The organism is bacterium (assembly GCA_035505375.1).
Taxonomy (GTDB): Bacteria; Hydrothermota; Tepidihabitantia; order Tepidihabitantales; family Tepidihabitantaceae; genus UBA2258.
This window is the reverse complement of sequence record DATJQV010000033.1, coordinates 1-23,794: the sequence shown is the minus strand read 5'-3', so window position 1 is coordinate 23,794 and position 23,794 is coordinate 1. Positions and strand designations below refer to the sequence as shown.

The 23,794-nt window shown below is 61.5% G+C and carries 15 protein-coding genes; 3 read left to right on the top strand and 12 right to left on the bottom strand.

Annotated elements, in window-relative coordinates; genetic code table 11:
* Positions 1–21 precede the first annotated feature (21 nt).
* From VMH22_05215 to VMH22_05160, 12 genes are all read right to left on the bottom strand, one after another.
* Positions 22–1,257 (bottom strand): M20 family metallo-hydrolase, encoded by a 1,236-nt coding sequence (locus tag VMH22_05215; GenBank protein HTW91089.1) that lies wholly within the window; start codon positions 1,255–1,257, stop codon positions 22–24.
* A 1,486-nt stretch (positions 1,258–2,743) separates the two neighbouring features.
* Positions 2,744–2,956 (bottom strand): DUF2283 domain-containing protein, encoded by a 213-nt coding sequence (locus VMH22_05210; protein HTW91088.1) that lies wholly within the window; start codon positions 2,954–2,956, stop codon positions 2,744–2,746.
* Complete coding sequence (locus tag VMH22_05205) at positions 2,944–3,270, bottom strand: DUF4258 domain-containing protein (GenBank protein HTW91087.1); 327 nt, start codon at positions 3,268–3,270, stop codon at positions 2,944–2,946. Before VMH22_05205 ends, VMH22_05210 begins: the two co-directional genes overlap by 13 nt.
* A 98-nt stretch (positions 3,271–3,368) precedes the next feature.
* Positions 3,369–5,042 (bottom strand): hypothetical protein, encoded by a 1,674-nt coding sequence (locus VMH22_05200; protein HTW91086.1) that lies wholly within the window; start codon positions 5,040–5,042, stop codon positions 3,369–3,371.
* Positions 5,043–5,051: 9 nt separating this feature from the next.
* The gene (locus tag VMH22_05195) at positions 5,052–6,737 is read right to left on the bottom strand and encodes a hypothetical protein (protein ID HTW91085.1); all 1,686 of its coding nucleotides are present in this window, start codon (positions 6,735–6,737) and stop codon (positions 5,052–5,054) included.
* Positions 6,738–6,746: 9 nt separating this feature from the next.
* Entirely contained in the window at positions 6,747–8,399 is a 1,653-nt protein-coding gene (locus VMH22_05190; protein ID HTW91084.1) for a hypothetical protein, read from the bottom strand.
* Between the two features lie 6 nt (positions 8,400–8,405).
* Positions 8,406–10,079: a hypothetical protein gene (locus VMH22_05185; protein ID HTW91083.1), complete on the bottom strand. Its 1,674-nt coding sequence runs from the start codon at positions 10,077–10,079 to the stop codon at positions 8,406–8,408.
* Positions 10,080–10,133: 54 nt separating this feature from the next.
* On the bottom strand, positions 10,134–11,840 hold the full coding sequence (locus VMH22_05180; protein ID HTW91082.1) for a T9SS type A sorting domain-containing protein: 1,707 nt from the start codon (positions 11,838–11,840) through the stop codon (positions 10,134–10,136).
* 9 nt (positions 11,841–11,849) lie between these two features.
* Positions 11,850–14,183: a YncE family protein gene (locus VMH22_05175; protein HTW91081.1), complete on the bottom strand. Its 2,334-nt coding sequence runs from the start codon at positions 14,181–14,183 to the stop codon at positions 11,850–11,852.
* A gap of 9 nt (positions 14,184–14,192) precedes the next feature.
* Positions 14,193–16,904, bottom strand: coding sequence for a YncE family protein (locus tag VMH22_05170; GenBank protein ID HTW91080.1), 2,712 nt, complete (start codon positions 16,902–16,904; stop codon positions 14,193–14,195).
* Between the two features lie 9 nt (positions 16,905–16,913).
* Positions 16,914–19,652, bottom strand: a complete 2,739-nt coding sequence (locus VMH22_05165; protein ID HTW91079.1) for a hypothetical protein — start codon at positions 19,650–19,652, stop codon at positions 16,914–16,916.
* Between the two features lie 93 nt (positions 19,653–19,745).
* Positions 19,746–22,103 carry a hypothetical protein gene (locus VMH22_05160; GenBank protein ID HTW91078.1) on the bottom strand — a complete coding sequence of 786 codons (2,358 nt, stop codon included), beginning with the start codon at positions 22,101–22,103 and terminating at the stop codon, positions 19,746–19,748.
* 526 nt (positions 22,104–22,629) lie between these two features.
* Between VMH22_05160 and VMH22_05155 the strand changes: the two genes are divergently transcribed.
* From VMH22_05155 to VMH22_05145, 3 genes are read left to right on the top strand one after another with little or no spacing between them, the layout of a single operon-like run.
* Positions 22,630–22,761, top strand: coding sequence for a hypothetical protein (locus tag VMH22_05155; protein ID HTW91077.1), 132 nt, complete (start codon positions 22,630–22,632; stop codon positions 22,759–22,761).
* 16 nt (positions 22,762–22,777) lie between these two features.
* The gene (locus VMH22_05150; protein ID HTW91076.1) at positions 22,778–23,068 is read left to right on the top strand and encodes a nucleotidyltransferase family protein; all 291 of its coding nucleotides are present in this window, start codon (positions 22,778–22,780) and stop codon (positions 23,066–23,068) included.
* Positions 23,052–23,387 carry a DUF86 domain-containing protein gene (locus tag VMH22_05145; protein HTW91075.1) on the top strand — a complete coding sequence of 112 codons (336 nt, stop codon included), beginning with the start codon at positions 23,052–23,054 and terminating at the stop codon, positions 23,385–23,387. Before VMH22_05150 ends, VMH22_05145 begins: the two co-directional genes overlap by 17 nt.
* Positions 23,388–23,794 lie beyond the last annotated feature (407 nt).

Sequence of the window (23,794 nt, the reverse complement as noted above, 5' to 3'; positions counted from 1 at the left end):
CGCCATTCGAAATTCGTCCGGCTACTGCCCCATCAGGTGAGCATAGACCGCGGCGTTGCCTACCATGTCGGCAATGACCGAGTACTCGTTGGGCTTGTGAGCCTGTCCCTCGTTGCGGCCCCACACGACTGCCGGTATACCGCGCCGGCGGAACAGCGCTGCCACCGTGCCGCCGCCGATTCCCTGCGTGAAGGGCTCGCCACCGTAGACGTTGCGGACCGCATCAGCCAGCATCCGGACGACCGGAGCGTCAGGTGACGTCGGCGGCGCCGCCTGCGCCATCTGGACCGGCTCAACCTTGATATCAACCTTGAACTCGGCCGCAACCCCGGCGGCGATGCGCTTCATGTCTTCCAGCAAATCGGTCAACTTATACTGCGGCAACATCCGGCAGTCGAAGTAGAAGACGTCTTCGGCGGGAATCGTGTTGACGTTCGGGACGTTCGCCTCCTTCTTGGTTGGCTCCATGGTTGAAATCGGAGGCGAGAACAGGCCGTCCTTCCCGTTGTAGCGTTCATGCAGTTGCTCGTCGAGCCGCAGCAGCAGACGCGCGCCGGCCCGATGTGCGTTGTTGCCGTGATGCGGCGTCGAGCCGTGCGCCTGCCGGCCGAGGGTTGTGAACTTCACCCACGCAATCGACTTCTCCGCGACCTCGAGCAGCGTGCCCGCCTCATTCCCGGCGTCCGGCACGACTACGATGTCGTCGGGCTTGCAGAGGTCGTGATGCTCCAGCAGCCAGCCCACGCCGTAGTCCGAGCCGTTCTCCTCATCCGCGACCAGCATCAGGACAACATCCGTCTGGGGAACCAGACCGAGGTCGAGCAGCGCCTTGACCGCGAAACATGATGCCACCATTTCCTGCTGGTTGTCCTCCGTGCCGCGGCCGTAGACGCGGCCGCCTTCGACCCGTGCCTCGAACGGTTCGCTCTGCCACAGGTCCCTCGGTCCGGCCGGCACGACATCGACGTGTGTCATCAGCCAGAGCACGGGCCGTTGCTTTCGGCCTCTCAGCCGGGCGGTCAAGCTTGGACGATAGCCGCACGGCACACGTTCGTCCGGCGCTCGGTACTCGGTAACCTCAAGCTTCCACGACCGCAGCAGCTCGGCCAGGTACTCGACCTTGGCTTTCTCGCCCTCACCGCCTGATACCGGACTGATAGCCGGCAGCGCGACCAGCCGGCGCTGCATCTCGACCATCTCCGGCTCAAGCCGCCCAATCTGCTCTCGGATTCTCTTGAAATCAGCTTCGTTCCACATCGTTACTCCTCCTGGGGCAAGCAAACCAAAGGGCCGATCCATTGGGCATTCGGGCTTGATTGGGCATTGGGAATTGGGACTTGGTCATTTTCTCCAGAGATGATTCTCGAAATCCCGCCGCGAGTCAAGCCGAACGGCTTGCCTTGCAGCGGAAGACGGGCGCACGTGAATCGGACCCCGCCCCCTCAACCTTAACCTCAACCTGTTCCCTGGTCTTGACCTCAACCTGGCACCGAAGCCGCACTTGTGTCTCAAGATGTACCTCTAGTTGTTCCTCAGGAAGTACCGGCAGAAGTATCCTCAGTTGCGTAGTCGCTTGCATAAGCACATGTGTCTTCAGCCGTGTAGCAAGCTGTGTCTCGACTTGTGCAAGAAGTTGCTCGCGGAGTTGAATAGCGAGAAGTTCGAGAAGTTGTTCCACAAGAAGTACCAGAAGTTGTTCGTGTTGTTGTTCGGCAAGTTGTTCGTCTTGAAGTACCTGTAGTTGTAAGGTTAGTTGTACCTCGTGCTGTATCGGCAGACGCAACCGGGGGAGCGGTCCCTGGGCCGCCCACTGGGCGGCAGAATTGTGGCTTCCAACCGGCGCACCGCTACGTATAGATGACAGTCAGGCCTTTGGAGTACGGCAGCAGAGTTGCCGCTTTTCCGGAACGGCACGCGGCTCTCTGCGAAAATGGGACTGTACCGCGCTGGCAAGCGCCGGGGACACATCCGCGACGCGGTGCTCCGCGTCGCTCCGTGGACGTGTCCCTCCTGGGAGTGTCCCTCATTTCCCGGCACTCCATGGAACCAGTTCTCCGGGAAGCAATTCTCCGAGCAATCTAGAGGACAACGGTCGGAGCTTACTCGGGAGCAACCCGGACAGGAACCCGCGGACTTACTCGGGCCGTAACGCTCCGACCAACCCGGAGAGGAACCGGTAGAGCAACCCGGCGAATTCCGGTGGAGGTTCATCCGGGAATTGCGGTGGAGGTAACCTCCCTGTCAACTGTATACTGAATCCTGTCTACTATCCGCGGGGTAATCCCCCGGGTGGGGATGTCAGTTTCGCGCCCTGAAGCCTAACGCCACAAGCCACAAGCAGATACACCGAGACGCCGACTTGGACGAATGAGACAAACTCGTCTCATTCCCGCCGTGACTACTTCCCGCCCGCCGAGGGCTGTCTGCCGTGAGCCACAAGCCACAGGCACATAGCCCGGAGACCCGCTTCCTGCGCTACCCCTCAGAGTTATGGGATTCGCCGCATCTGCCCCCGATCCTCCACTCCGCAGAACCAAGGGCGGGCTTTCGCCCGCCCCTGCCCTGTCAGCTGTCTATCGTCTACTGTCTACTACCTACTGTCTACTGCCTACTTGCGGCTCACCTCGTTACAACCGCCTTCTTCACGTCCCGGAATCCCGGCGGGCGCGTCGGAGGCAGGAGATGTCAGACGTTCCCGAAGGGTCGTTCAGGCTTGTTGCTGGATGAATGACTTATCCAGGGACTAGGCGCCGACAGCCTCAAAGGCAACCTGGAGCCGTTCGGGCGCCGGCACGACGAAATTCAGCTTCTCGAAGCCAATGACCCGGCCGGCCCGGTCCTTCATCAGCACGACCTCTTCACCCGTTTCCTCGCTGACGAACTCGTCCTGCCTGTCACCGAACCAGACCGTAAGGGTGTTCCCGGCACGATCGTAGAATACCTTCACTTGACCCATATGCGTTCACCTTCCTTCACTGCATCAGTGGGGTAGGCCGTAATCAGGAAACCGTTCTGCACGGCGCGCCTGACCACGGCGCAGAGCCAGCGTCCCGGCCGTTCAAGCTTGTAGAAAAGCAGCACACTCTCATCCCGTCGGCTGCGCCTCACTTCGTCCGGGCCTTGCAGGACCGCCTGGACTTCCGCCTCTCGACCGCTCATTGCCGGATGCTTAAGTGAGGTGATGAGATTCCAGCGGTCGCGTGAGACGCTGACCGAGAAGTCCAGCGGCGTCAGGGCGCTGAATGCGGTCTCGGGCTGCCTGCTGTCCATACTCACGCTGCCAGTATAGGTTGCGCTTCACCTGAAGTCAACCGCCCGCCCGCGCCCTGTCTGCTGTCTACTGCCTACTGTCTACTGCCCTCTGCCGCTCACCTCGTCACCACGACCTTGTAACAGCTTACGGCTGACGGCTCACGGCTTGCAGCCCGCACGAAGTAGACGCCCGGAGCCAGCCGACTTACGTCATTCGCGCCGGCTCTCAGGTTCATCACTCTCCGCCCCGCCGCGTCCAGTAACTCCGCCCTGTCTACTGTCTGCTGTCTACTACCTACTGCTCCGAGCACGAGCACGCCGCGGAAGATAGTCGCTGCGCTATTCGTCATTCGCCAATCGACACTCGGCAATTCCTCGATTCCGTAGACCCAATCGCTCCGGTCAAAGTAGGCCCCGCGCACGACCGGACTGGTATCGGACAGGTACGCGACACCGAACATGCCCGCGCCCAAGTACGCGATTCCGGGACGGTTTGAGTACGGTTCGTGGTCCGCAACCGAAACCGGGTCGCTCCAAGGCCCGCTGTCCGTGTGCTGGCGGAATCGCAGGCCGGGAGTCGGGGAGATACCCGCAGTCGTCGAGTCCTGCCGGAACAACGCCGCGACGCCGCCGCGTACCGTGACTGCGGGCGCGTTCGCAGCCATGCCTGTGTCGCTGAGTGTGCTCACCGTCCAGGTGTCCCCGCCATCGACGCTAGTGGCGCAGCCAACTCTGTAAGGTGAAGACGTTTCATCTTCGTACACGCAGATGATAGTGTCCAAATAGGCCGAGATACTGGTCAGAGCGCCGGAACCGGCCGGTTGTGCCAGCAGTGGCCCGTTTCCGTCGTAGACCCGCATGGTGTCGCTCGCATCGCAGTAGGAGAAGACCACGTGTTCATCGTCCGACCACTGGTCATCAGTTGCATCCAGGCCGCTGCGAGCGCCCGAGGTGATTCCAGTCAACTGCGTAGTCCACGAGACCGCATTCGCATCAGCGACGCTCGCCAGCACGCTGCCGTCCGACACAATGGCGATGATATGCAGACGGTTGTCGTTCGGGTTGGTGGCAAGCGCAACTTCCTTCATCGTGTCGCCGACACTCAGCGTGCAGGGAACGACGTTGGTTCCACCGCCCTGGAAGCTGTCGGCCTGACCATTGCTGCACAGGAACCGCCGTAACCGGATGTGCTCAGGGTCTTCTCCCGGCGAGTTATACACAACATAGAGGCGGTTGGCCAGCACCGCCGCGTCGAGCGACGTGGGCGGACTCCCACTCCAGCTGAATGTCTCGGCCCAGGTAGCGCCGCTGTCGGTTGACATGCAGACCGTGAAGTGCGGATATCCGCTGCCGTGGCGGAGAACTGCAAAGACGTGGCCGGTCAAACGGTCGATGTCGAAAGCAAGGGACAGGAGCGAGTCGCGGTTGCCGATGCGGACGTCGCCACCCCATAGCGCCTTGTCGATGGTCGGCACCGGCTTGCGCCAGGAGTTGCCGATGGCCACGTGCCCGACCCGCGCCTCAAGGTTGCCGAGTTGCGTCAGGGCCTCGTCGAATTGGCCGCCGTTCCACAGACGTTCGACCTCATGGCCAAGCAGGATGGCATCCCGGTCAGCCGTCTCAAACTCCACGGATATGCACGAGTTCTTCCGCTCCGCCTGGCTCATCTGCTCCAGTGCGACCCGAGCCGATGTCGGAGCCGCCTGTGCCTGGATGGTCTTGTCGTGCGACTGAGCGGCTGCTATCGAGAATAGGAAACCAAGAGCCAAGAGTGTTGATGCCAGTTTCACGTCTGCTCCTTACCTCGTAACAATGACCTTCCGGATTGCTTGTGCTTGAGCTTGTGCTTCTCTCACGAAGTACACTCCGGGCGCTAGTCTTCGCACGTCATTCGCGCCGGGGTGAAGGTCGAGCACCTTGCGGCCGCTCATATCCACCAGCGAGGGGCCGAAAGTGGGGACAGTCCCTGAAGGTACAGTCCCCATTTTCGGCAGGAACAGCACGCCGCGGACGAGGGTGGCCAGGGATGCGCGGCTTGCGGCCTGAGCCCGGCGCTGCTCCGCAATTCCATACACCCAGTCGCGAACAAAGTAGGCCCCGCGCACGACCGGGCTGGTATCTGACATGTGCGCGACAGCGAATAAATCGGAGTGATAGAGTTGGCTATAGGACAGATGCTTGATGACCGGACGGCCCGAGAACGACGTATTATCCGAGATCGAAACTGGGTCGCTCCAAGGCCAACTGTCGGGGCACAGGCGGAACCGCAACTCAGGAGTTGGCGAGTCATGGCGAAACACGGCCCCGAACCCAGGCCCGTACATGGCAATCGCGGGTGCCTCAGCGGCGACCTCAGTGTCGCTAAGTGTAGCAGTGGTCCACGTAGCTGCACTGTCATAGCTGAGCGCGCAGCAGACCCGCCGAGGTGAGAAAGTCCCGTCTTCGTAGGCACAAACGACTCTGTCCCCGTATCCGTCCAAGCTGGTCAACTCACTCGGCCCGCAGTAGTGCGCGAAACGCTGAGCGAAGCCACTCGAAACCCAGCGAAGGATGCGCAGGGTGTCGGTTGCGTCCAGATATGAGAGCAGCAGGTATCCTCCGATGGGCCCTCCCCATCTCCAGTTGCAGTCGAGGCCCCTGCTCGCGCCCGAGTCGACACCTGTCGGCAGCTTGTGCCACGATGCGTCACCTCCGCTGTCCCAACTGAGCCCCAGGCTACCGTCAGACAGGATGGTGGTGATGTACAGGTTCACGACGCCGGTGACGAGCGACACTTCCCTTGCCGTGTCCCCCAAATCCAGCGTACAGGCCGCAACCCACCAGGATCCCACGTCGAACTCATTGGCCGAACCATCACTAACGAGGAACCGCCGCAGTCGCACCTGCTGAGCATCCTCTCCCGGTGAGTGGTACGCGACATAGAAGAAAGAGGGAAAGAGGACGACGGCATCAAGAGACGTGACTTGGCTCCCGAACCAGGCGAACGTCTCTGCCCAGGTGGCGCCCTGATCGGACGACCTGCACACCGAGAACCCCTCGGGCCCGTGTCCGTGGCGAAGGGCCGCAAGGAGGCAGCCTCGAAAGTCGTAGTCGATGGCAAGACCCAGAAGAGAATCCCGGTTGCCTATGCGGACGTCGCCACCCCATAGCGCCTTGTCGATGGTCGGCACAGGCTTGCGCCAGGAGTTGCCGATGGCAACGTGCCCAACGCGAGCCTCTAGGCTGTCGAGTTGCGACAGAGCCAGGTCACAGTGGCCGCCGTTCCAAAGTCGCTCGACCTCGTGGCCCAGCAGGATCGCCGCGCTGTCAGACGTCTCGAACTCCACGGATATGCTCGAATTCTTCCGCTCTGCCAGGCTCATCTGCTCCAGTGCAACCCGAGCCGATGTCGGAGCCGCCTGTGCCTGGATGGTCTTGTCGTGCGACTGAGCGGTTGCTATCGAGAATAGGAAACCAAGAGCCAAGAGTGTTGATGCTAATCTCACGTCTGCTCCTTACCTCGCAACAATGACCTTCCGGACTGCATGGGCTTGTGCTTGGACCTCTCTCACAAAGTACACGCCGGGAGCAAGCCTGGCCACATCATTCGCGCCCGGCTTCAAGCAGAGCACGCTTCTGCCCGAGATATCCAGGAGGCTTGCGGCTTGTGGCTTGTGGCTTGCAGCTTGCGGTAGAACCAGCCTGCCCCGAACGACCGTGGCCAGCGACGTCCGGCTGTTCGCCTGGGTCCGCCGCTGTTCGGCAATCGCCGGCCAATAAGTACGCTCAAAGTAGGCCCCGCGCACGACCGGGCTGGTATCGGACAGGTAGACGATCCCGTAGCCCGGGCCCACGTACTTGATCCCCGGGCGACTCCAATATGGCTCGTGGTCGACAAATGAATCTGAGAGATACCAGGACCCGGTGTCCGCGCGCCAGCAGTACCACAGATCGGGAGTTGAACTCTCCTGCCGGAACACGACCGCGAACGCGGAGCTAATTGCCGTGACTGCGGGCGCCTCCGCGGCGATTCCAGTGTCACTGAGGGTGCCCGTCGTCCATGTATCACCGCGGTCGTTGCTGACCGCGTAGCGGACCCTTTGGGGAGAGGTCGACGCATCCTCGTACGCGCAGATGATGTGGCCGAAGAGTCCTGAGATGCAGGTCCGTCCGCTCGGCCCGCAGAAAGGTGCAAACGCAAGTGGACCGTAGCCGGCGCGGGTAATACGCAGGGTGTCGGTCGCGTCGAGATAGGACATCCACACGCCGTATGATCCTCCCAGATCGTAGGTGCAACTGAGGCCCCTGCTGGCGCCCGAGGTGATTCCCGTCGACGACTTGTACCACGACACCCCGTCCGTGCCACCCCGACGGAGCAACACGCTACCGTCAGATACGGTGGTTGCGATGAACTGCCAGCCGGCGATGCCGGAGGCGTACGCCACTTCCTTTGCCGTATCCCCCACATCCAACGTGCAGGGCGCAACCCACATGGAACCGTTGCTGAATTCGTCGGCCAGACCATCACTGCACAGGAACTGCCGCAGCCGGACCTGCTGGGCGTTCTCCCCGGGAGCGTAGTAAGCGACATAGAAGTGCGTGTAGAGTGACCCCGCGTCAAGTGACGTAACCTGACTCCCGGCCCACGTGAACGTCTCTACCCAAGTGGCGCCACCATCGGTCGACATGCAGACCGAGTAGTACTCGGGCCCGTGGCCGTGGCGGAGGGCCACGAAGAGGACGGGGATAGGATCACCATTACCACCATGATCGAAGGCGAGATCCAAGAGCGAATCTCTGTTCCCGATACGGACATCGCTCCCCCATAGCGCATTCTCGATGGTCGGCACCGGCTTGCGCCAGGAATTGCCGATGGCCACGTGCCCGACACGCGTCTCCAGGTTGCCGAGTTGCACCAGGGCCTCGTCATACTGGCCGCCGTTCCAGAGTCGCTCGACCTCGCGGCCCATCAGGATCGCCTCACTGTCAGAACTCTCGAACTCTACGGATATGCTTGAGTTCTTCCGCTCTGCCTGGCTCATCTGCACAAAGAAGGCCCGCACCGGACTCGGGGCTGTCTGCTGCCGGCTGGCTTCTACGCTTGCGCGCGCACCTGCCATCGATACCAGGCAGCAATAGACCAAGAGCACGGCCGGGAAAATCATCATGCCTCCCTATCTAGTGAGGACTATCTTCCGGACCGCTTGCGCTTGAGCTTGTGCTTCTCTCACAAAGTACACCCCGGGCGCTAGTCCTCGCACGTCATTCGCGCCAGCATGCAGTTCCATCACGCTCCGACCTGCTGCATTCAGAAGTTGGCCGCAACGGCCCCCGTCGGACGGTGCTCCCCTGCCTGCTGTCTGCTGTCTACCGTCTACTGCGCCGAGCACCAGCACTCCGCGGACGATGGTGGCCAGCGACGGGCGGCTTGAGGTCTGGGGCAGCCGCTGCTCGGCAATGCCATACACCCAGTCGCTCCGGTCGAAGTAGGCCCCGCGGACGACTGGGATTGTGTCTGACAGGCATACGACCCCGAGTACGTTCCTCACTACCTCCCTGACTCCCGGGCGGCTCCAGTTTGGCTCGTAATCAGCAACCGAATGTGGCGAGTACCATGTCCCGTTGTATTGACCCGAACGGCATAGCAGCTCGCAGGTCGGAGTGCGACAACGGTACACAGCCGTGAACCCGCCGGTAAGATAGGGCGCCGTGACTGCGGGCGCGTCCGCAGCGATGCTTGTGTCACTAAGTGTGCCCGTCGTCCATGTATCACCGCCGTCGGTGCTGACCGCGTAGCGGACCCTCTGGGGTGAGGTCGACGCATCTTCGTACGCGCAGATGACGTCTTTGTAGTTTCCTGAGATGCTGGTTAGTTCGCCCGTCCCGCAGAAGAGCGCAAGGCGCTGAGTGAAGCTTGTGTTTGTCCCGCCATAGATGCGCAGGGTGTCGGTCGCGTCCACATAGGATAACAAGACCGAAGTGCGGACGTCTCCCAGATTGTAGGTACCATCGAGACCGTTGCTAGCGCCCGAGGTGATTCCCGTCGACCACTTGACCCACGACACCGCGTCCGCAGTGGACATGCTCAACAACACGCTGCCGTCAGAAACGAGGGTGGTGATGAACAGGAAGCCGCTCCCGCTGGAGATGAGCGACACTTCCCTTGCCGTATCCCCAATATCAAGCGTGCAGGCGGCAACCCACATGTCACCGTTGCTGAGTTCGTCGAGCGAACCGTCACTGCACAGGAACCGCCGCAGCCGAACCTGCTGGGCGTTCTCCCCGGGGGAGTAGTACGCAACATAGAAGTGGGTTTGGAGTAGCCCCGCATCAAAGCATGTAACTGGGCTCCCGACCCAAGTGAACGTCTCCTCCCACGTAGCGCCACTATCGGCCGACATGCAGACCGAGTAGTAGGCGGGCCCGTGACCGTGGCGGAGGGCCACAAATAGGCTTCCGCTAATGTCACTGGCGGGGAAGGAAAGCTCCAGAAGTGAATCTCGGTTGCCGACACGGACGTCCCTTCCCCAGAGAATAGTCTGGTGCGTCGGCACCGGCTTGCGCCAAGAATTGCCGATGGCCACGTGCCCGACGCGAGCCTCCAGGTTGCCGAGTTGCAGCAATGCCTCGTCATACTGACCGCCGTTCCACAGACGTTCGACCTCGTGGCCCAGCAGGATCGCCTCGCTGTCAGGACTCTCAAACTCCACGGAGATGCACGAGTTCTTCCGTTCAGCCTGGGTCATCTGCACAAAGAAGGCCCTCGCCGGGGTCGGGGCCGTTTGTGCCTCCGAGGCGAACGCACATGCCACCATCGCTAGGACTGTGACTACCGCTATCCTGCTCATGCTGCCTCCTGCACCGAACACATCGGATTGAGCAGCGACACTTCTGTTACCTCGCTATTTTACGACCGTCACCGGTACTGTCAATGCCCTGCCATCGGCCTCTGCCCGGATGAAGTAGACCCCGGGCGCGACGCCCGCAGCGTTGAGCCCGAGCGACTGCCTGCCGCCCGGGCTCCGGCCGTCGAAGAGCGTCAGCACAGCGCGCCCGGCGCGGTCATAAACTCGCATCCGCAGGTCAGAGGCTCGGTTCAGCGTGTAGGTCAGTTGACCAAGGCCCGAGAGCGGATTCGGGAAGACGCTCAGGATGTTCTCGTCGACAGCGAGCCGGCGCTGCTCGGCAATGCCATACACCCAATCGCTACGATTGTAGTAGGCTCCTCGCACAACCGGGATGGTATTGGAGAGGTACGCGACCCCGCACACGCCGCTCGCGTCCAGGCACTCGATCCCCGGCCGGCTCCAGTACGGTTCGTTGTCCGCGATCGAAACCGGGTCGCTCCAAGGCCCGCTGCCGATACGCCGGCGGAACCGCAACTCGCGTGTCGTACCCTCGTGCCGGTACACGGCCGCGAGCACGCCGAGCGTGCAGGGCGCGACCGCAGGCGCTTCCGCGGCGGTGTCGACGCTGCTCAACGTGCCGGTCGTCCACGTGTACCCATTGTCGTAACTGATGGCGTATCGGATCTGGTGCGGTGAGGAAATACCGTCCTCGTAGACGCAGACGACAGTATCGTGGCAACCTGAGAGACTGGTCGAGTTGCCCGTGCCCGTGAGCAGCGAGAAACGCTGAGTGAAGCCCCCGCCTATCCAGGTGCATATCCGCAGCGTATCACTCGTATCATAGTAAGAAAGAAAAAGGTGGGATGAGTCAGAGTACCAGATAAAGTCAAGATCGATGCCCTGCGATGCCCCCGAGGTGATCCCCGTCGGGTACCGGGACCACGTCCCGTTGCCGACATTGCAATAGCCGTACCAAACGCTGCCGTCAGATGCGATTGCGGCCATGTACAGCCAGCCCATATTGAGCCACCCGCTTGAGCTCAGCGACACCTCTTTCATCGTATCGGCTACCGCCAGTGTGCAGGGGATTACCCAGACGTCGCCGTTGTGGAAAGTGTCGGCCGAGCCGTCGCTGCACCGGAACCGTCGCAACCGGATGTGCTGCGGGTCTTCTCCCGGCGAGTTGTAAGCAACATAGAAATGGTCCGTGACGACGTGGCCGGCAATCGACGTCGGAGGGCTCCCGTTCCACGTGAATGTCTCCTCCCAAGTAGCACCGCTGTCGGTTGACACGCACACCGAGAAGTGTGGATAGCCGCTGCCGGGGCGAAGGGCCACAAAGAGGTTGCCGCTTGCAGCTTGGCCGTCGAAGGCCAGTTGCACCAGCGAATCGCGGTTACCGATGCGGACGTCCCTTCCCCAGAGGGTTGTCTCAAGCGTAGGCACGGGCTTGCGCCAGGAGTTGCCGATGGCCACATGGCCGACCGTGGCCTCAAGGCTGTCGAGCCGCGCCAACGCCTCGTCATACTGGCCAGCATTCCACAGATGTTCGACCTCGCGACCGAGTAGAACAACCTCGCTGTCAGACGTCTCAAACTCCACGGATATGCTCGAGTTCTTCCGCTCTGCCCGGCTCATTTGTCCGAGCGCCGCTCGCGCCGGACTCGGGGTAGCTTGCGCCTGGCCGGCGGCTACACAAAACTGGACTCCTCCCGCCAGCAGCAGGCAGCCGAGGATGAAGAGCATTGGCGAGAATCTCATGTTGCCTCCTTACCTCATGACCACGACCTTGCGAACCGCTTGGGCTTGAGCTTGCGCTTGGGCTTCCCTCACAAAGTACACGCCCGGTGCCAGCGCCCGAACAACATTGGCCCCCGTGCTCAGGTCCATCACCTTCCGCCCCGTGATATTCAGCAGCTCGGCGCTGTATCCTGTCTTCTGTCTACTGTACACTGCGTCAAGCACCAGCACTCCCCGCACTATTGTCGCCTCAAGTTTGTGGCTTTGGACTCGCGGCTCAGTCTCCTCTATGCCGAGCATCGTATCACTCACCACGACAATGCTGGGACTATAAGGGTCCAGCGCGTAGACCCACCAGTGAGCCGGGTTCCAAGCCAAGACAGTTGAGTTCACCCCCATTGGGACCCTGCGTATTATGGCATCGCCTGTACCGTTAGTCACGCACAACTCCCGGTTCCCAGTTTCGGCGCAGTAAAGCCGGTTGGCACCGCCCGATTGTCCGTTGTCGACAATGCCCGCCACGTGCCCCACGCCTACCCCCCCGTTCAGAGTATCGGCCGCCGGGTTGATGGCATATAGCAGGTCACCGTCGGAAACGAACACCCTGTCACTGGCCGAATCGCTGTACGTGGTCAGCGGTGCGAAGGTCTGCACGCTCAGGCTACTGCGAACGGTGTCACCGGCGCAATCGATGACCACCACGGACGTGTCTGAGGACCCGGACACGTAGACTTTATCGTGGTTCTGGTTCCAGCAGACCTTGTCGCAGGACACCGAGACCGGCACGTTCTTCAGAACTGAATCACGGACCACATCAATAACGCTCACCAGCCTGCCGCTATCCAGGCCGGCGTAGACCCGGTTGTCGGTGCGGTCGTAGCAGAGCGTCTTTGGGTCGTAAGGCGTCGGCACGACCTTCCGGACTGAGTCACCGTCGGGGTCGATGACCGCGACGCCCCCGCCGATTGTCACGTAAACCTTCCCATCAGCGCTACAGCACATTGCGTCTGGCGACTGGCCGGCTTCCACAGTCGCCATGATGGTATCGCTCGCGCAGTCGAGAATGGACACTGTGTTCTCCGCCGGGCTGCTGAAGTAGAGCCTGTTGTTGACCGGGTTCCGGATCATCGAGTCCGCCGTTCCGCCGACCGGCAATATCCCCACTACCTGGTTGGAATCACAGGCAATAACCGCCAGACCCCGACCCAGGCAGTAGAGACGGTCGTTGGCAGGATTGTAGCACAGATTCCTGGGAGCAAAGGAACCGAACAGGAGCGCGTCGATGAGCAAGTCTGTCCCATCGTCAATGATGCCGACCATGGCTCCGTCCGCGCTGGTCGCCCACGTGCTCGTATCCACCGGGTCGTAGCAGACCAGCCGCAGGTCTTCACCCGCCCGGACACGGGCCACGACGGTGTCGCCGACGGCGTCGATGACCACGACGTCCGAATCCGACAAGGCGCAAGAGACCTTCCGGCTGATGGGGTCAAAGCTCATGCTCGACAGATGCAGCCCAACCGGGACTGTCCTTGTCCCATGTGGCTCGACCACGGTCACGACCGAGTCGTCATACCCGCCGCAGTAGACCTTGCCATCAGGCCCGACCACCACCCTGTCGGGCTTGGCGTCTACCGGGACGACGCGAATCACGGTGTCACTCGCGCAGTCAATGATCGACGAAGTGGCGCTCGTGTAGTTAAGCGTGTACACGCAATTGGTCGCCGAGTCATAGCCGATGGCGGTAGGCTCGACACCACGTACCCAGATGGTGCTGATTACCGTGTCTGCGCCACAGTCGATGACGGCAACCTCGTCGGAGGTTGACTTGGTAACGTAGATGCGGTTCAGCTCCGGGTTGTAGCAGAGCGCCGAGGGCCAGGATAGGACCTTTATTGCCACCACGCTGTCGGTCGCGCAGTCAATCACATCGACCACGCTGTCCGGCGGGCAGGCCGCGTAGACCTTGTTCGGCCCAGCGGCGTAGCACATCGCCTGCACGCGGGCGCGCAACGGGACGGGTTTGAGAGGACCGTTGGTAGCGCAGTCCACCACCCAGACCGACTCCCTGGAGAGTGGCGCGCAGTACAGCCGGTTGCTGGCCGTGCTGCTGCACACTATGTCCATGGGCGGGGGCGAATCGGGCAGCGTAATCCATGCCAGGAACCTATGCGTCAAGGCATCGACGGCGACCAGCTTGTGCTTGCCGCCGACGTAGACGGTCCGGTTCGGAGAGTGATACTGCATGATACGGATACTATCCAGCTTGGACGTGGAGTCCGGCAATCGTATGGTTGTCTCAATCCACTGGCCGAGCGCGAGCGACACGATGCAGCTCAGGAACAGCAGAGAAGCGATGAGTCTCACATCTCCCCCTTACCTCGTTACCACGACCTTGGTCATTTTCGATTGCCGATTGTCGACTGCCGAATGCACGAAGTAGACGCCGGGGACCAGCGACCGCACGTCGTTCGAGCCGGGCCGGAGGTCGAGCGCCTTGCGCCCGCTGGCGTCGAGCAGCACTGGCCTTGGGACACGATCCGAAATCCCCGGGCGGATTTCGGTCATGTCCCGCGGCAGGAACAGGACGCCGCGCACGATGGTCGCCGCCACGTTCATCGTTCCTCGTTCCTCGTTCATCGTTTCCTCGACTCCGCTGGCAAATCCAATCCGATACACCGGGTACACTTCAAGGTTGCCCGCTAACGGCGTCCCCCGACCGAGGTTGTTGGCGGTCGCGGCCTGAGCTTCAAGCGGCACGCAGCAGACGAAGTTCTCGCCAGCAATCAGCGAGTCGCTACGCCAGTTGTACGACCATGACATCGAGTCAGTGCCGCCCCCGCCAATCACATACGCCCAGTTCCAGGGCAACTGCACCGTCCCGACTCGGTTCAGTACAGCCATCATCGTCGTGCGGCCCGGCGCCCAGCGGTTCACGCCTCGGCCATCCAGGACCACACGCCCGTGCGAGGTCGTGTCCCCAGGCAGCGGGTTCCAGACGGCACGCACTTTGGTATCGTTGGTCGGCACCTCCGTCACCTCCGTCACGCTATCGCTGCCGCTGTTCGCGACATAGATCCTGTCGGTGATCGGGTTCACTGCGATCCCCGAGGGTGTCGTCCCCGCAGCAATGCTGGTTGTGGCGTTCGTCGCGCCGTCGATGACCGTCACGTTGTTGCTGCCGGAATTCGCGACGTAAATCTTGTTGGTGACCGGATTCACCGTCACGGCAAACGGCTCTGCGCCCGCGGCCACCGTGGTCTTGGCGTTGGTGGCTCCGTGGATCACCGTCACGTTGTTACTGTAGCGGTTGGCGACATAAATCCTGTTGGTGGCCGGGTTCACCGCCACCGCATACGGAATCGAGCCAGCGGGTACCGTTGCCGTGGCGTTGGTCACGCCGTCGATGACCGTCACGTTGTTGCTGTTGTTGTTCGCGACGTAGACTCTGTTGGTGACCGGGTTAACCGCCACGGCGCTGGGATGTGAGCCCGCGGTCACCGTGGTAGTATCATTGGTCGCCCCGTCTATGACCGTCACATTGTTACTGCTGAGGTTCGCGACGTAGACCTTGTTGGTAACTGGGTTCACCGCCACGGCGCTGGGATGCGAACCCGCGGTCACCATGGTAGTATCATTGGTCGCCCCGTCTATGACCGTCACATTATTGCTGTTGAGGTTCGCGACGTAAACCTTGCTGGTAACCGGGTTCACCGCGACGGCTGAGGGACTTGAGTCTGCCGACACCGTCGTCGTCATGTTGGTCACTCCGTCTATGACCGTCACGTTACTGCTGTTGCTGTTCGCGACGTAGACCTTGTTCATGACCGGGTTCACTGCCACGGCATTGGGATGCAAGCCGACTGCCACGGTGACCGTGTCATTGGACGCTCCATCGATGACTGTGACAGTGTTACTGCTGCTGTTCGCGACGTAGATCCTGTTGGTTATCAGGTTCGCTGCCACGGCAGAAGGACTTGAGTCTGCCGGCACTGCGGTCGTGGTATTCGATGCACCATCAATCACGGTCACATCGTCGCCGCTGTAGTTCGCCACGTACACCTTATTGGTAACGGGGTTCACCACCACTGCAGTGGGGATTGAATCTGCAGGCACCGTCGTTGTTTCGTTTGTCGCGCCGTCGATAACGGTCATGTTGCTGCTGCCTTCGTTCGTGACGTAAATCTTGTTGGTCAACGGGTTCACCGCGACCGCGGTAGGCCACTTGCCGACGGCCACGGTGGTCGTGCTGCCGGTCGCGCCATCGATGACCGTCACATTGTTGCCGTAGACGTTCGCGACGTAGATCTTGTTGGTGACCGGGTTCACCGCCACGTCAAACGGACTCGAATCCACGGTTACCGTGGTTGTGGCGTTGGTCGCACCGTCGATGACCGTGACGCTCTTGCTTCCGGAGTTCGCGACGTAGACCTTGTTGGTCACCGGGTTCACCGCCATGGCCGCGGGATGTGAGCCCACCGCCACGGTGGCCGTATCGTTGGTCGCGCCGTCGATCACCGTGACGCTCCTGCTGCCGTAGTTCGCGACGTAGATTCTGTCGGTGGCCGGGTTCACTGACACATGACCGGGATATGAGTCGGCAGCCACGGTGGTTGTGGCATTGGTCGCGCCGTCGATCACCGTGACACTATTGCTGCGCTGGTTCGCGACGTAAACCTTGTTGGTGACAGGGTTCACTGCGACAGCAGTGGGATATGAGTCGGTGGCCACGGCGGTTGTGTCATTAGTCGCGCCGTCGATCACCGTGACATCGTTACCGAAGAGGTCCGCGACATAGATCTTGTCGGTGACTGGGTTCACTGACACGCCAACAGGATATGAGCCCACGAGCACCGTGGTCGTATCGTTAGTCGTGCCGTCGATGACCATGAGACTGCTTCTAGCGTAGGTGAAGTCGTAGCTCGCGACATAGATCTTGTTGGTGACCGGGTTCACCGCCACGGTATTGGGGGAGTTTCCTAAGGCCACTGTGGTCGTGACCCAATCCGCTGAAGCGGTTCCGACGCAAACGACCACCGCCGCGCAGACCATCAACATTCCGAGTGGATGTCCCTTCATTGCGTTCATGGTTCCTCTCTACCTTGTGACCACCACCTTCCGGACAGCTTGTGCTTGGGCTTGCACTTGTGCCTTCCGCACAAAGTATACGCCGGGAGCCAGCGACCGCACGTCGTTCGCGCCGGCGTGCAAGCCGAGCGCCTTGCGCCCGCTGGCGTCGAGCAGCACTGGCCTTGGGACACGATCCGAAATCCCCGGGCGGATTTCGGTCATGTCCCGCGGCAGGAACAGGACGCCGCGCACGATCGTGGCTTGTGGCTTGCAGCTTACGGCTTGTGGCCCGCGGCTCTCCTCGACCCCGCTGGCAAATCCAACCCGATACACCGGGTGCACCTCAAGGTTGCCCGTGAATGGTGAGCCGAGCCCAAGGTTGTTCGTGGTCGCGGCCTGAGCATCGAGCGGCACACAGCAGACGAAGTTCTCGCCCGCAATCAGCGAATCGGTTCCCCAGTTGTACGACCAGGAAAGCGAATCAGTGCCGCCCCCGCCGGTCACATACGCCCAGTTCCAGGGCAGTTGCGCTGTCCCGATGCAGTTCAGCACACCCATCATAGCGGCACGGCCCGGCGACAAGCGGTTCACGCTTCGGCCATCCAGAACCACACGCCCGTGCGAGGTCGTATCCCCAGGCAGCGGGTTCCAGAGGGCACGCACCTTGGTATCGTTGGTCGGCACCTCCGTCACCTCCGTCACGCTATCGCTGCCGCTGTTCGTGACATATATCTTGTCGGTAACCGGGTTCACTGCGATCCCCGAGGGTGTCGTCCCCGCAGCAATGCTGGTTGTGGCGTTCGTCGCGCCGTCGATGACCGTTACGTTGTTGCTGCCGGAGTTCGCGACATAAATCTTGTTGGTGACCGGATTCACCGTCACGGCAAGCGGCTCTGCGCCCGCGGCCACTGTGGTCTTGGCGTTGGTGGCTCCGTGGATCACCGTCACGTTGTTGCTGTAGCGGTTGACGACGTAGATGTTGTTGGTAGCAGGATTCACCGCCACTTCATATGGAATCGTGCCAGCGGTCACCGTAGCCGTGGCGTTGGTCATGCCGTCGATGACCGTCACGTTGTTGCTGTTGTTGTTCGCGACGTAGACCTTGTTGGTAACCGAGTTCACTGCCACGGCACTGGGATGCGCTCCGACCGACACGGTGGCTGTGTCGTTGGTCGCGCCGTCGATGACCGTCACGTTGCTGCTGTTGTTGTTGACGACGTAGACCTTGTTAGTCACCGGGTTCACCGCCACGGCGCCGGGATGTAAGCCGACTGACACGGTGTCTGTGGCGTTGGTCGCACCATCGATTACCGTAACATTGTCGCTGCTGCTGTTCGCGACGTAGACCTCATTGGTGACCGGGTTCACCGCCACGGCGTCGGGGTTCGCGCCAGTGGGGAAGACGGCTGTGCCGTTCGTCGCGCCGTCTATCACCGTCACGTTGTTGCTGCCACTGTTCGCCACATAGATCTTGTTGGTAACGGGGTTCACCGCCACGGCCGCCGGATGCAAGCCCACGGCTATCGTGGCGGTGTCACTGGTCGTGCCGTTGACCACTGTGACCCTGCTGCTATCGTAGTTCACGACGTAGAGATTGTTGGTGACCGGGTTCACGGCCGTTGCCCTCGGGTATGAGCCGACGTATATCGCGGCAGTGGCATTGGTCGCACCGTCAATGACCGTCACATTATTCCTGCCGTTGTTCGCGACGTAGACCTTGTTGGTAACCGGGTTCACCGCCACCGCACAGGGATTCGAGCCTGCCGGCACTGTGGACGTATCATCGGTCGCGCCGTCGATCACTGTAACATCGCTGCCATCGCCGTTCGCGACGTAGACCTTGTTGGTAACCGGGTTCACTGACACGGCACCAGGGTGTGAACCGACGGGCACTGTTGTCGTATCATTCGTCGCACCGTTGATGACCGTCACATTGTGGCTGTTGCTGTTCGCGACGTAGATTCTGTTGGTGACCGGGTTCACCGCCACGGCATTGGGCAGCGAGCCAACGGGGACCGTGGCGGTGGCGTTGGTCGCACCATCTATTACCGTGACACTGCCGCCGTCGTAGTTCACGACATAGATCTTGTTGGTGACCGAGTTTACCGCCACGGCAATTGGGCTCGAGTCCACCGACACCGTGGTCGTGGCGTTGGTCGCACCGTCGATTACGGTAACGCTGTTGCTGTCCAGATTCACGACGTATATCTTGTTAGTAACCGGGTTCACCGCCACGGCACGGGGATATGAGCCGACGGCTACAGTGGCCGTGTCGTTGGTTGCGCCGTCGATTACCGTCACATCGCTGCCGGCGGCATTGGCGACGTATATCTTGTCGGTGACCGGGTTCACCGCCACGGCCCCGGCGTAGTAGCCGGCTGCCACTGAGGTAGCGCTGTTGGTCGCGCCGTCAATCACCGTCACGGTGGCGTCGGCGGAGTTTGTGACGTAGACCTTGTTCGTAACCGGGTTCACGGCTGCGGCAAACGGATAGTAGCCGACGGCCACCGTGGCTGTGTCATTGGTCGCGCCGTCGATTACCGTAACCGTGCTGCTATCGTATGTGGAGTTCACGATGTAGACCTTGTTGGTGACCGGGTTTACCGCCACGGCCCCGGGCTGATGTCCTGCGGGCACCGTGGCCGTGACCCAATCCGCCGAAGCGGTCCCGATGCACACGACCACCGCCGCGCAGACAACTCCCAGAACATGCATCGAAGCCACGAAAACACGAAGGACACGAAACGGGAAACCACAGATGAACACTGATGAACACCGATTGGAATCCGGCGCTGGCCCCCTTGAACCCTGGAGTCCTTGAATCCGTCCTCTGCTCTCAGTTGTTCTCATCGTTCTTCCCTACCTCGCAACTACGACCTTGGTCATTTTCAATTGCCGATTGTCGATTGTCGAATGCACGAAATAGACCCCCGGACTGAGGCGGCTGACGTCGTTGGCACCGTCATGCAGTTGCAGAACCTTCCGCCCGCTGATGTCCAGCAGTTCGCCAGTCGCCATTCGCCAGTCGCCATTCGCCAATTTCAGCACTCCCCGTATGACCGTCGCGCCGCCATTCGACATTCGGCGTTCGGCATTCGCCATTTCCTCCACTCCCGGATGCAGGCTATCCCGGAGAACCGACACGCTTGCACCGGCGTAGTTCAAGACGTACGTCCGCAGCGCAGTCGGATTCCAGACGAGCGCGAAAGGCTCAGCGCCGACGCCGATATGCTTAACCACGGTGTCCCGATGAGAGTCAATCACGTACACATCGTTGCTGCCCCGGCACGCGCAGTAGACGTAATCGTTGGAGGAGTCGTAGGAGAGGGCGCTCGGCTGGTTGCCGACCGGCACGTGTGCTATGACCGAGTTGGCGGAGGCGTCAATCACTGCTACCTCGCTGGCCTCCTGGTCTGCGCAGTAGACCCGGTTCTCTTTGGTGCTCAGACAGATGGCGGATGCCCAACTACAGGCCTTTATCTCGGTAATGACTGCCGGCCTTTCGCCGGCAATGACGCTGACCACACCGGAGCTGCCGTTCGCGGTGTAGACCTTGGCGCCCGCCGAATCGTAAACCAGGGCGACCGGGGTCCCGGTGGTCGTCAGCTTGGCAATCATGACGTTCTGGCCGCAGTCGAAGACGCCAACCGCTGAACCGCGGATGCCGGCATACACGTAGTTGTGGGCCGGGCCATAACAGAGCGCTACCGGGTTGCCGCCCGCCTGCATCTTCGCGATGACCGTATCGGCGGCCGGGTCCACGACGGCTACGGCATTGTCCGAATAGACGCCGGCGTACACCCGATTGTCGGCAGGACCCAGGCAGAGCGCCTGCCCTCCTATGACGTAGCCCGACCCGATCTCTATCGTCCGCAGCACGCTGTCACCCGCTCCGTCAATAACGGTGACGGTTGCCGGCGTGTGGTCGTCCCCGGAGTTAGAGCAATAAACCTTGTTCCCGACCGGGTCGTGAAGGAGCGCAACCGGGCGAGGCCCGACCGGAATAACCGCGCTGATAGTGTCGGTCCCGCCGTCAATCACCGTGACCGCCTTGCCGCTGGAGTCGGCGCAGTAGACCTTGTTCCCGACCAGATTGAGACAGAACGCCGAGAGTCGCACCTCGGTGCTGATCGCGGCTATCAGGGAGTCGGTCGCGCAGTCAAGGATGCCGACGACGCCGTCCCCGTCTGCGGTTGCAAATGCCCGCCTGCCCGAATCGGCCAGACACAGAGCCACCGTGTTGTAGCCGATGCCTGTCTCGGCCAGCACTGCATCCGTCGCCCCATCAATCATTGCTATCCCGTGTCCGTCGGCCGCGTAGATGCGGTTGTCGGATGCGTTGTAGGTGACGTCGCCCGCGTAGCAGTTGACATCTCTCAGCAGCGTGTCGGCCGTGCAGTCGATGACCATCATGTCATTGTCCTGGTCCGTCACGTACACCTTGCGGTTCGTTGAGTTGTAGCATAGCCGCTTCGGCGACGTCCCGCCGGGGATGGTCGTAAGTACCCTATCCGCCAGGCCGTCGATCACGGTCACCGCACCGGAGGCGAAATCAGCCTCGTACAGCCGGTTCAGGTCCGGGTTGTACACCAGGCCGGACGGCACGTAGCCGGTGGCAATTGTCGTGATCACGCTATCGACTGCCGCGTCAATCACGCTCACGTCGTTGCTGTTCGAGTTGGCGACGTAGACCACATTGCGGGCCGGGTTCCAGCATATCGCGGACGGGTTCTCGCCGACCGGCACGGTCGCGACCACGCTGTCTCCCGCGCCGTCAATCACAGTCACGTCATGACTGAGTGTGTTCACGCAAAAGACTCTGTTCGACGTCGGGCTGTACGCGAACGCACAGGGTTCGGTCCCGGTCGGTATGGTCTCGGCCACGTGCATTGTGGCCGCGTCAACCACCGCAACCACGTTCCGGTCCGCAGCGGCCGCGTATATCTTGTCGCTGAGAGGGTTATAGCAGAGAGCGCGGATATCGGCCTGGAACGGAACCCGACCTAAGCGACGACTATCCGTCCCGTCGAGGACGAGAATCGTCCGCGTGAGCGCCCCGGCCACGAAGACCCGGTTGTCGGTGACATCATAGGCCAGGCAGTTCGGCATTCCCAAGCCGCCGAACGAATCCGGCAGATAGACAGTCTTCTCCAGCCACTGGGCATGGACGGCGGACAGCAGACAGCTCGCGGTGAGCAGCGCGAAACAGTACTTCATGACACCTCCGGGACGTCTGATTATCTGCCTCCCCCGCGCCTTGTCAATGTTCAGGCGACAGCCTTGGAGTGCGTAAGCGAAGCTCCCGCTCTTCTCCTCCCCAGATCCCGAAAAGCGGCAGCACGCGCCAGCGCAATCCGCAAATGAGCTGCTCGCGGCGGAGCTGTCGGTCCAAGCCGTCGAGGGCGGGTGGCGGACTTCGGAGAATTCAGAAGTCAGAGTCCAGAAACCAGAATGCAGAATTGCCAAACCGAAACCGCCTAAGGGTGTCTGAGCTGTCGGTCCAAGCCGTCCAGGGCCGGTGTGGCGAACCTGCGGGCGAGGTCTTTGTCTCCGCGTTCTTTGAGCGCCTATTCGAGAACCTTCTCGCGCTCCGGCGTCCCGGACAGCGTGTCGCAGGCCGCGCTGACCAGCGATGTGAGCCAGCGTCCGGCTAGTCCACTCGCCGACCTCGGCGCATAGCCGCTGCGGGTTTCTTACCAAGTCTTGTGGTTCACTTCCGATGCTTTCGCCTGCCTCGTGACCGATGACACCATCCGCGGTTGAGCCATCGGATGGCACCTGCCTGCGGCAGAGCATCATGAACCGCGTCGGACGTGAGGTACGGGTCGATTCCGTCGGCCTGAACGGGGTGACAACCGGCTGGATGGCGCTATAATGACTTCGTGACACGAATGAGCAGCGAAGTGTTGGAACTTCTGGCCAGAAACCGGGACCGGATTCGGTCGTTTGGTGTGCGGAGTCTGGCGCTGTTCGGGTCGGCCGTGCGCAATGAGGCCACGCCGGGGAGCGATTTGGACTTCCTTGTCGAGTTCGACCGCAAGACGTTTGACAACTACATGGACCTGAAGTTCTTTCTCGAGGGCTTGCTCGGCCGGCCGGTTGACCTTGTGCCCAGGGATGCCGTGAAGCCGCGGCTCCGCGAGCCGATTCTGGCCGAGGCTGTCCATGCGCCGGGACTCTAGGGTCTATCTCGATGATACTCTCGAGGCCGCAGGAGCGGCACGCGAGTTCGTCGCGGGCATGAGCAAGGACGACTTGGGTAAAGACAGGCGCACACGCGACGCCGTCGTCCGGAACCTCGAGATAATCGGGGAGGCAGTGAAGAAGCTGCCGCCGGAGACAAAGAGCGACCACCCCGAGGTCGAGTGGAAGAAGATAGCCGGACTGCGGGACATCCTGGTCCACGACTACTTCGGCATCGACATGGACATCGTCTGGGATGTTGTCCAGAACAAGCTGCCGGTTCTCACCGAGCAGGTCCAGCGCATTCTCGACGAGTAGAAGCAGGGTCCCGACTCGCGACGGCGGTTGGTCTAGCAGACTGCCCGTCTGGTCCCTGAAATCACCCCCCGCGTGACTTCGTCACAGCCGCGAGCATCAAGCTGCAAGCTCAAGCCCAGGCGACCGCGCGTCAAGCGGGATACTTGCGCCGGGGTTGGCGGCCAGTCCGTCGAGGGCGGGTGGGGGACTTCGGAGAATTCAGAATTCAGAGTCCAGAAACCAGAATGCAGAATTGCCGAACCGAAACCGGCCAAGGGTGTCCGAGCTGGCGGTCGGGGCCGTAGAGGGCCAAGTCGGCGAACTTGCGGGCCAGCACGCGCCTTGCGTCAGCCGGGCTCGGATGCGGGGAAGTCTGAGTTCGCCGCGAGTCCTTCAGCTACGGGTGGAAAACAGCATGCTCATCGCTC

Bases quoted from the DNA above. Each gene is read 5' to 3' on its own strand.
- VMH22_05215 (HTW91089.1), bottom strand. From the start codon at position 1,257: ATGTGGAACGAAGCTGATTTCAAGAGAATCCGAGAGCAGATTGGGCGG.
- VMH22_05210 (HTW91088.1), bottom strand. From the start codon at position 2,956: ATGGGTCAAGTGAAGGTATTCTACGATCGTGCCGGGAACACCCTTACG.
- VMH22_05205 (HTW91087.1), bottom strand. From the start codon at position 3,270: ATGGACAGCAGGCAGCCCGAGACCGCATTCAGCGCCCTGACGCCGCTG.
- VMH22_05190 (HTW91084.1), bottom strand. From the start codon at position 8,399: ATGATGATTTTCCCGGCCGTGCTCTTGGTCTATTGCTGCCTGGTATCG.
- VMH22_05185 (HTW91083.1), bottom strand. From the start codon at position 10,079: ATGAGCAGGATAGCGGTAGTCACAGTCCTAGCGATGGTGGCATGTGCG.
- VMH22_05180 (HTW91082.1), bottom strand. From the start codon at position 11,840: ATGAGATTCTCGCCAATGCTCTTCATCCTCGGCTGCCTGCTGCTGGCG.
- VMH22_05170 (HTW91080.1), bottom strand. From the start codon at position 16,904: ATGAACGCAATGAAGGGACATCCACTCGGAATGTTGATGGTCTGCGCG.
- VMH22_05160 (HTW91078.1), bottom strand. From the start codon at position 22,103: ATGAAGTACTGTTTCGCGCTGCTCACCGCGAGCTGTCTGCTGTCCGCC.
- VMH22_05155 (HTW91077.1), top strand. From the start codon at position 22,630: ATGACACCATCCGCGGTTGAGCCATCGGATGGCACCTGCCTGCGGCAG.
- VMH22_05150 (HTW91076.1), top strand. From the start codon at position 22,778: ATGAGCAGCGAAGTGTTGGAACTTCTGGCCAGAAACCGGGACCGGATT.
- VMH22_05145 (HTW91075.1), top strand. From the start codon at position 23,052: ATGCGCCGGGACTCTAGGGTCTATCTCGATGATACTCTCGAGGCCGCA.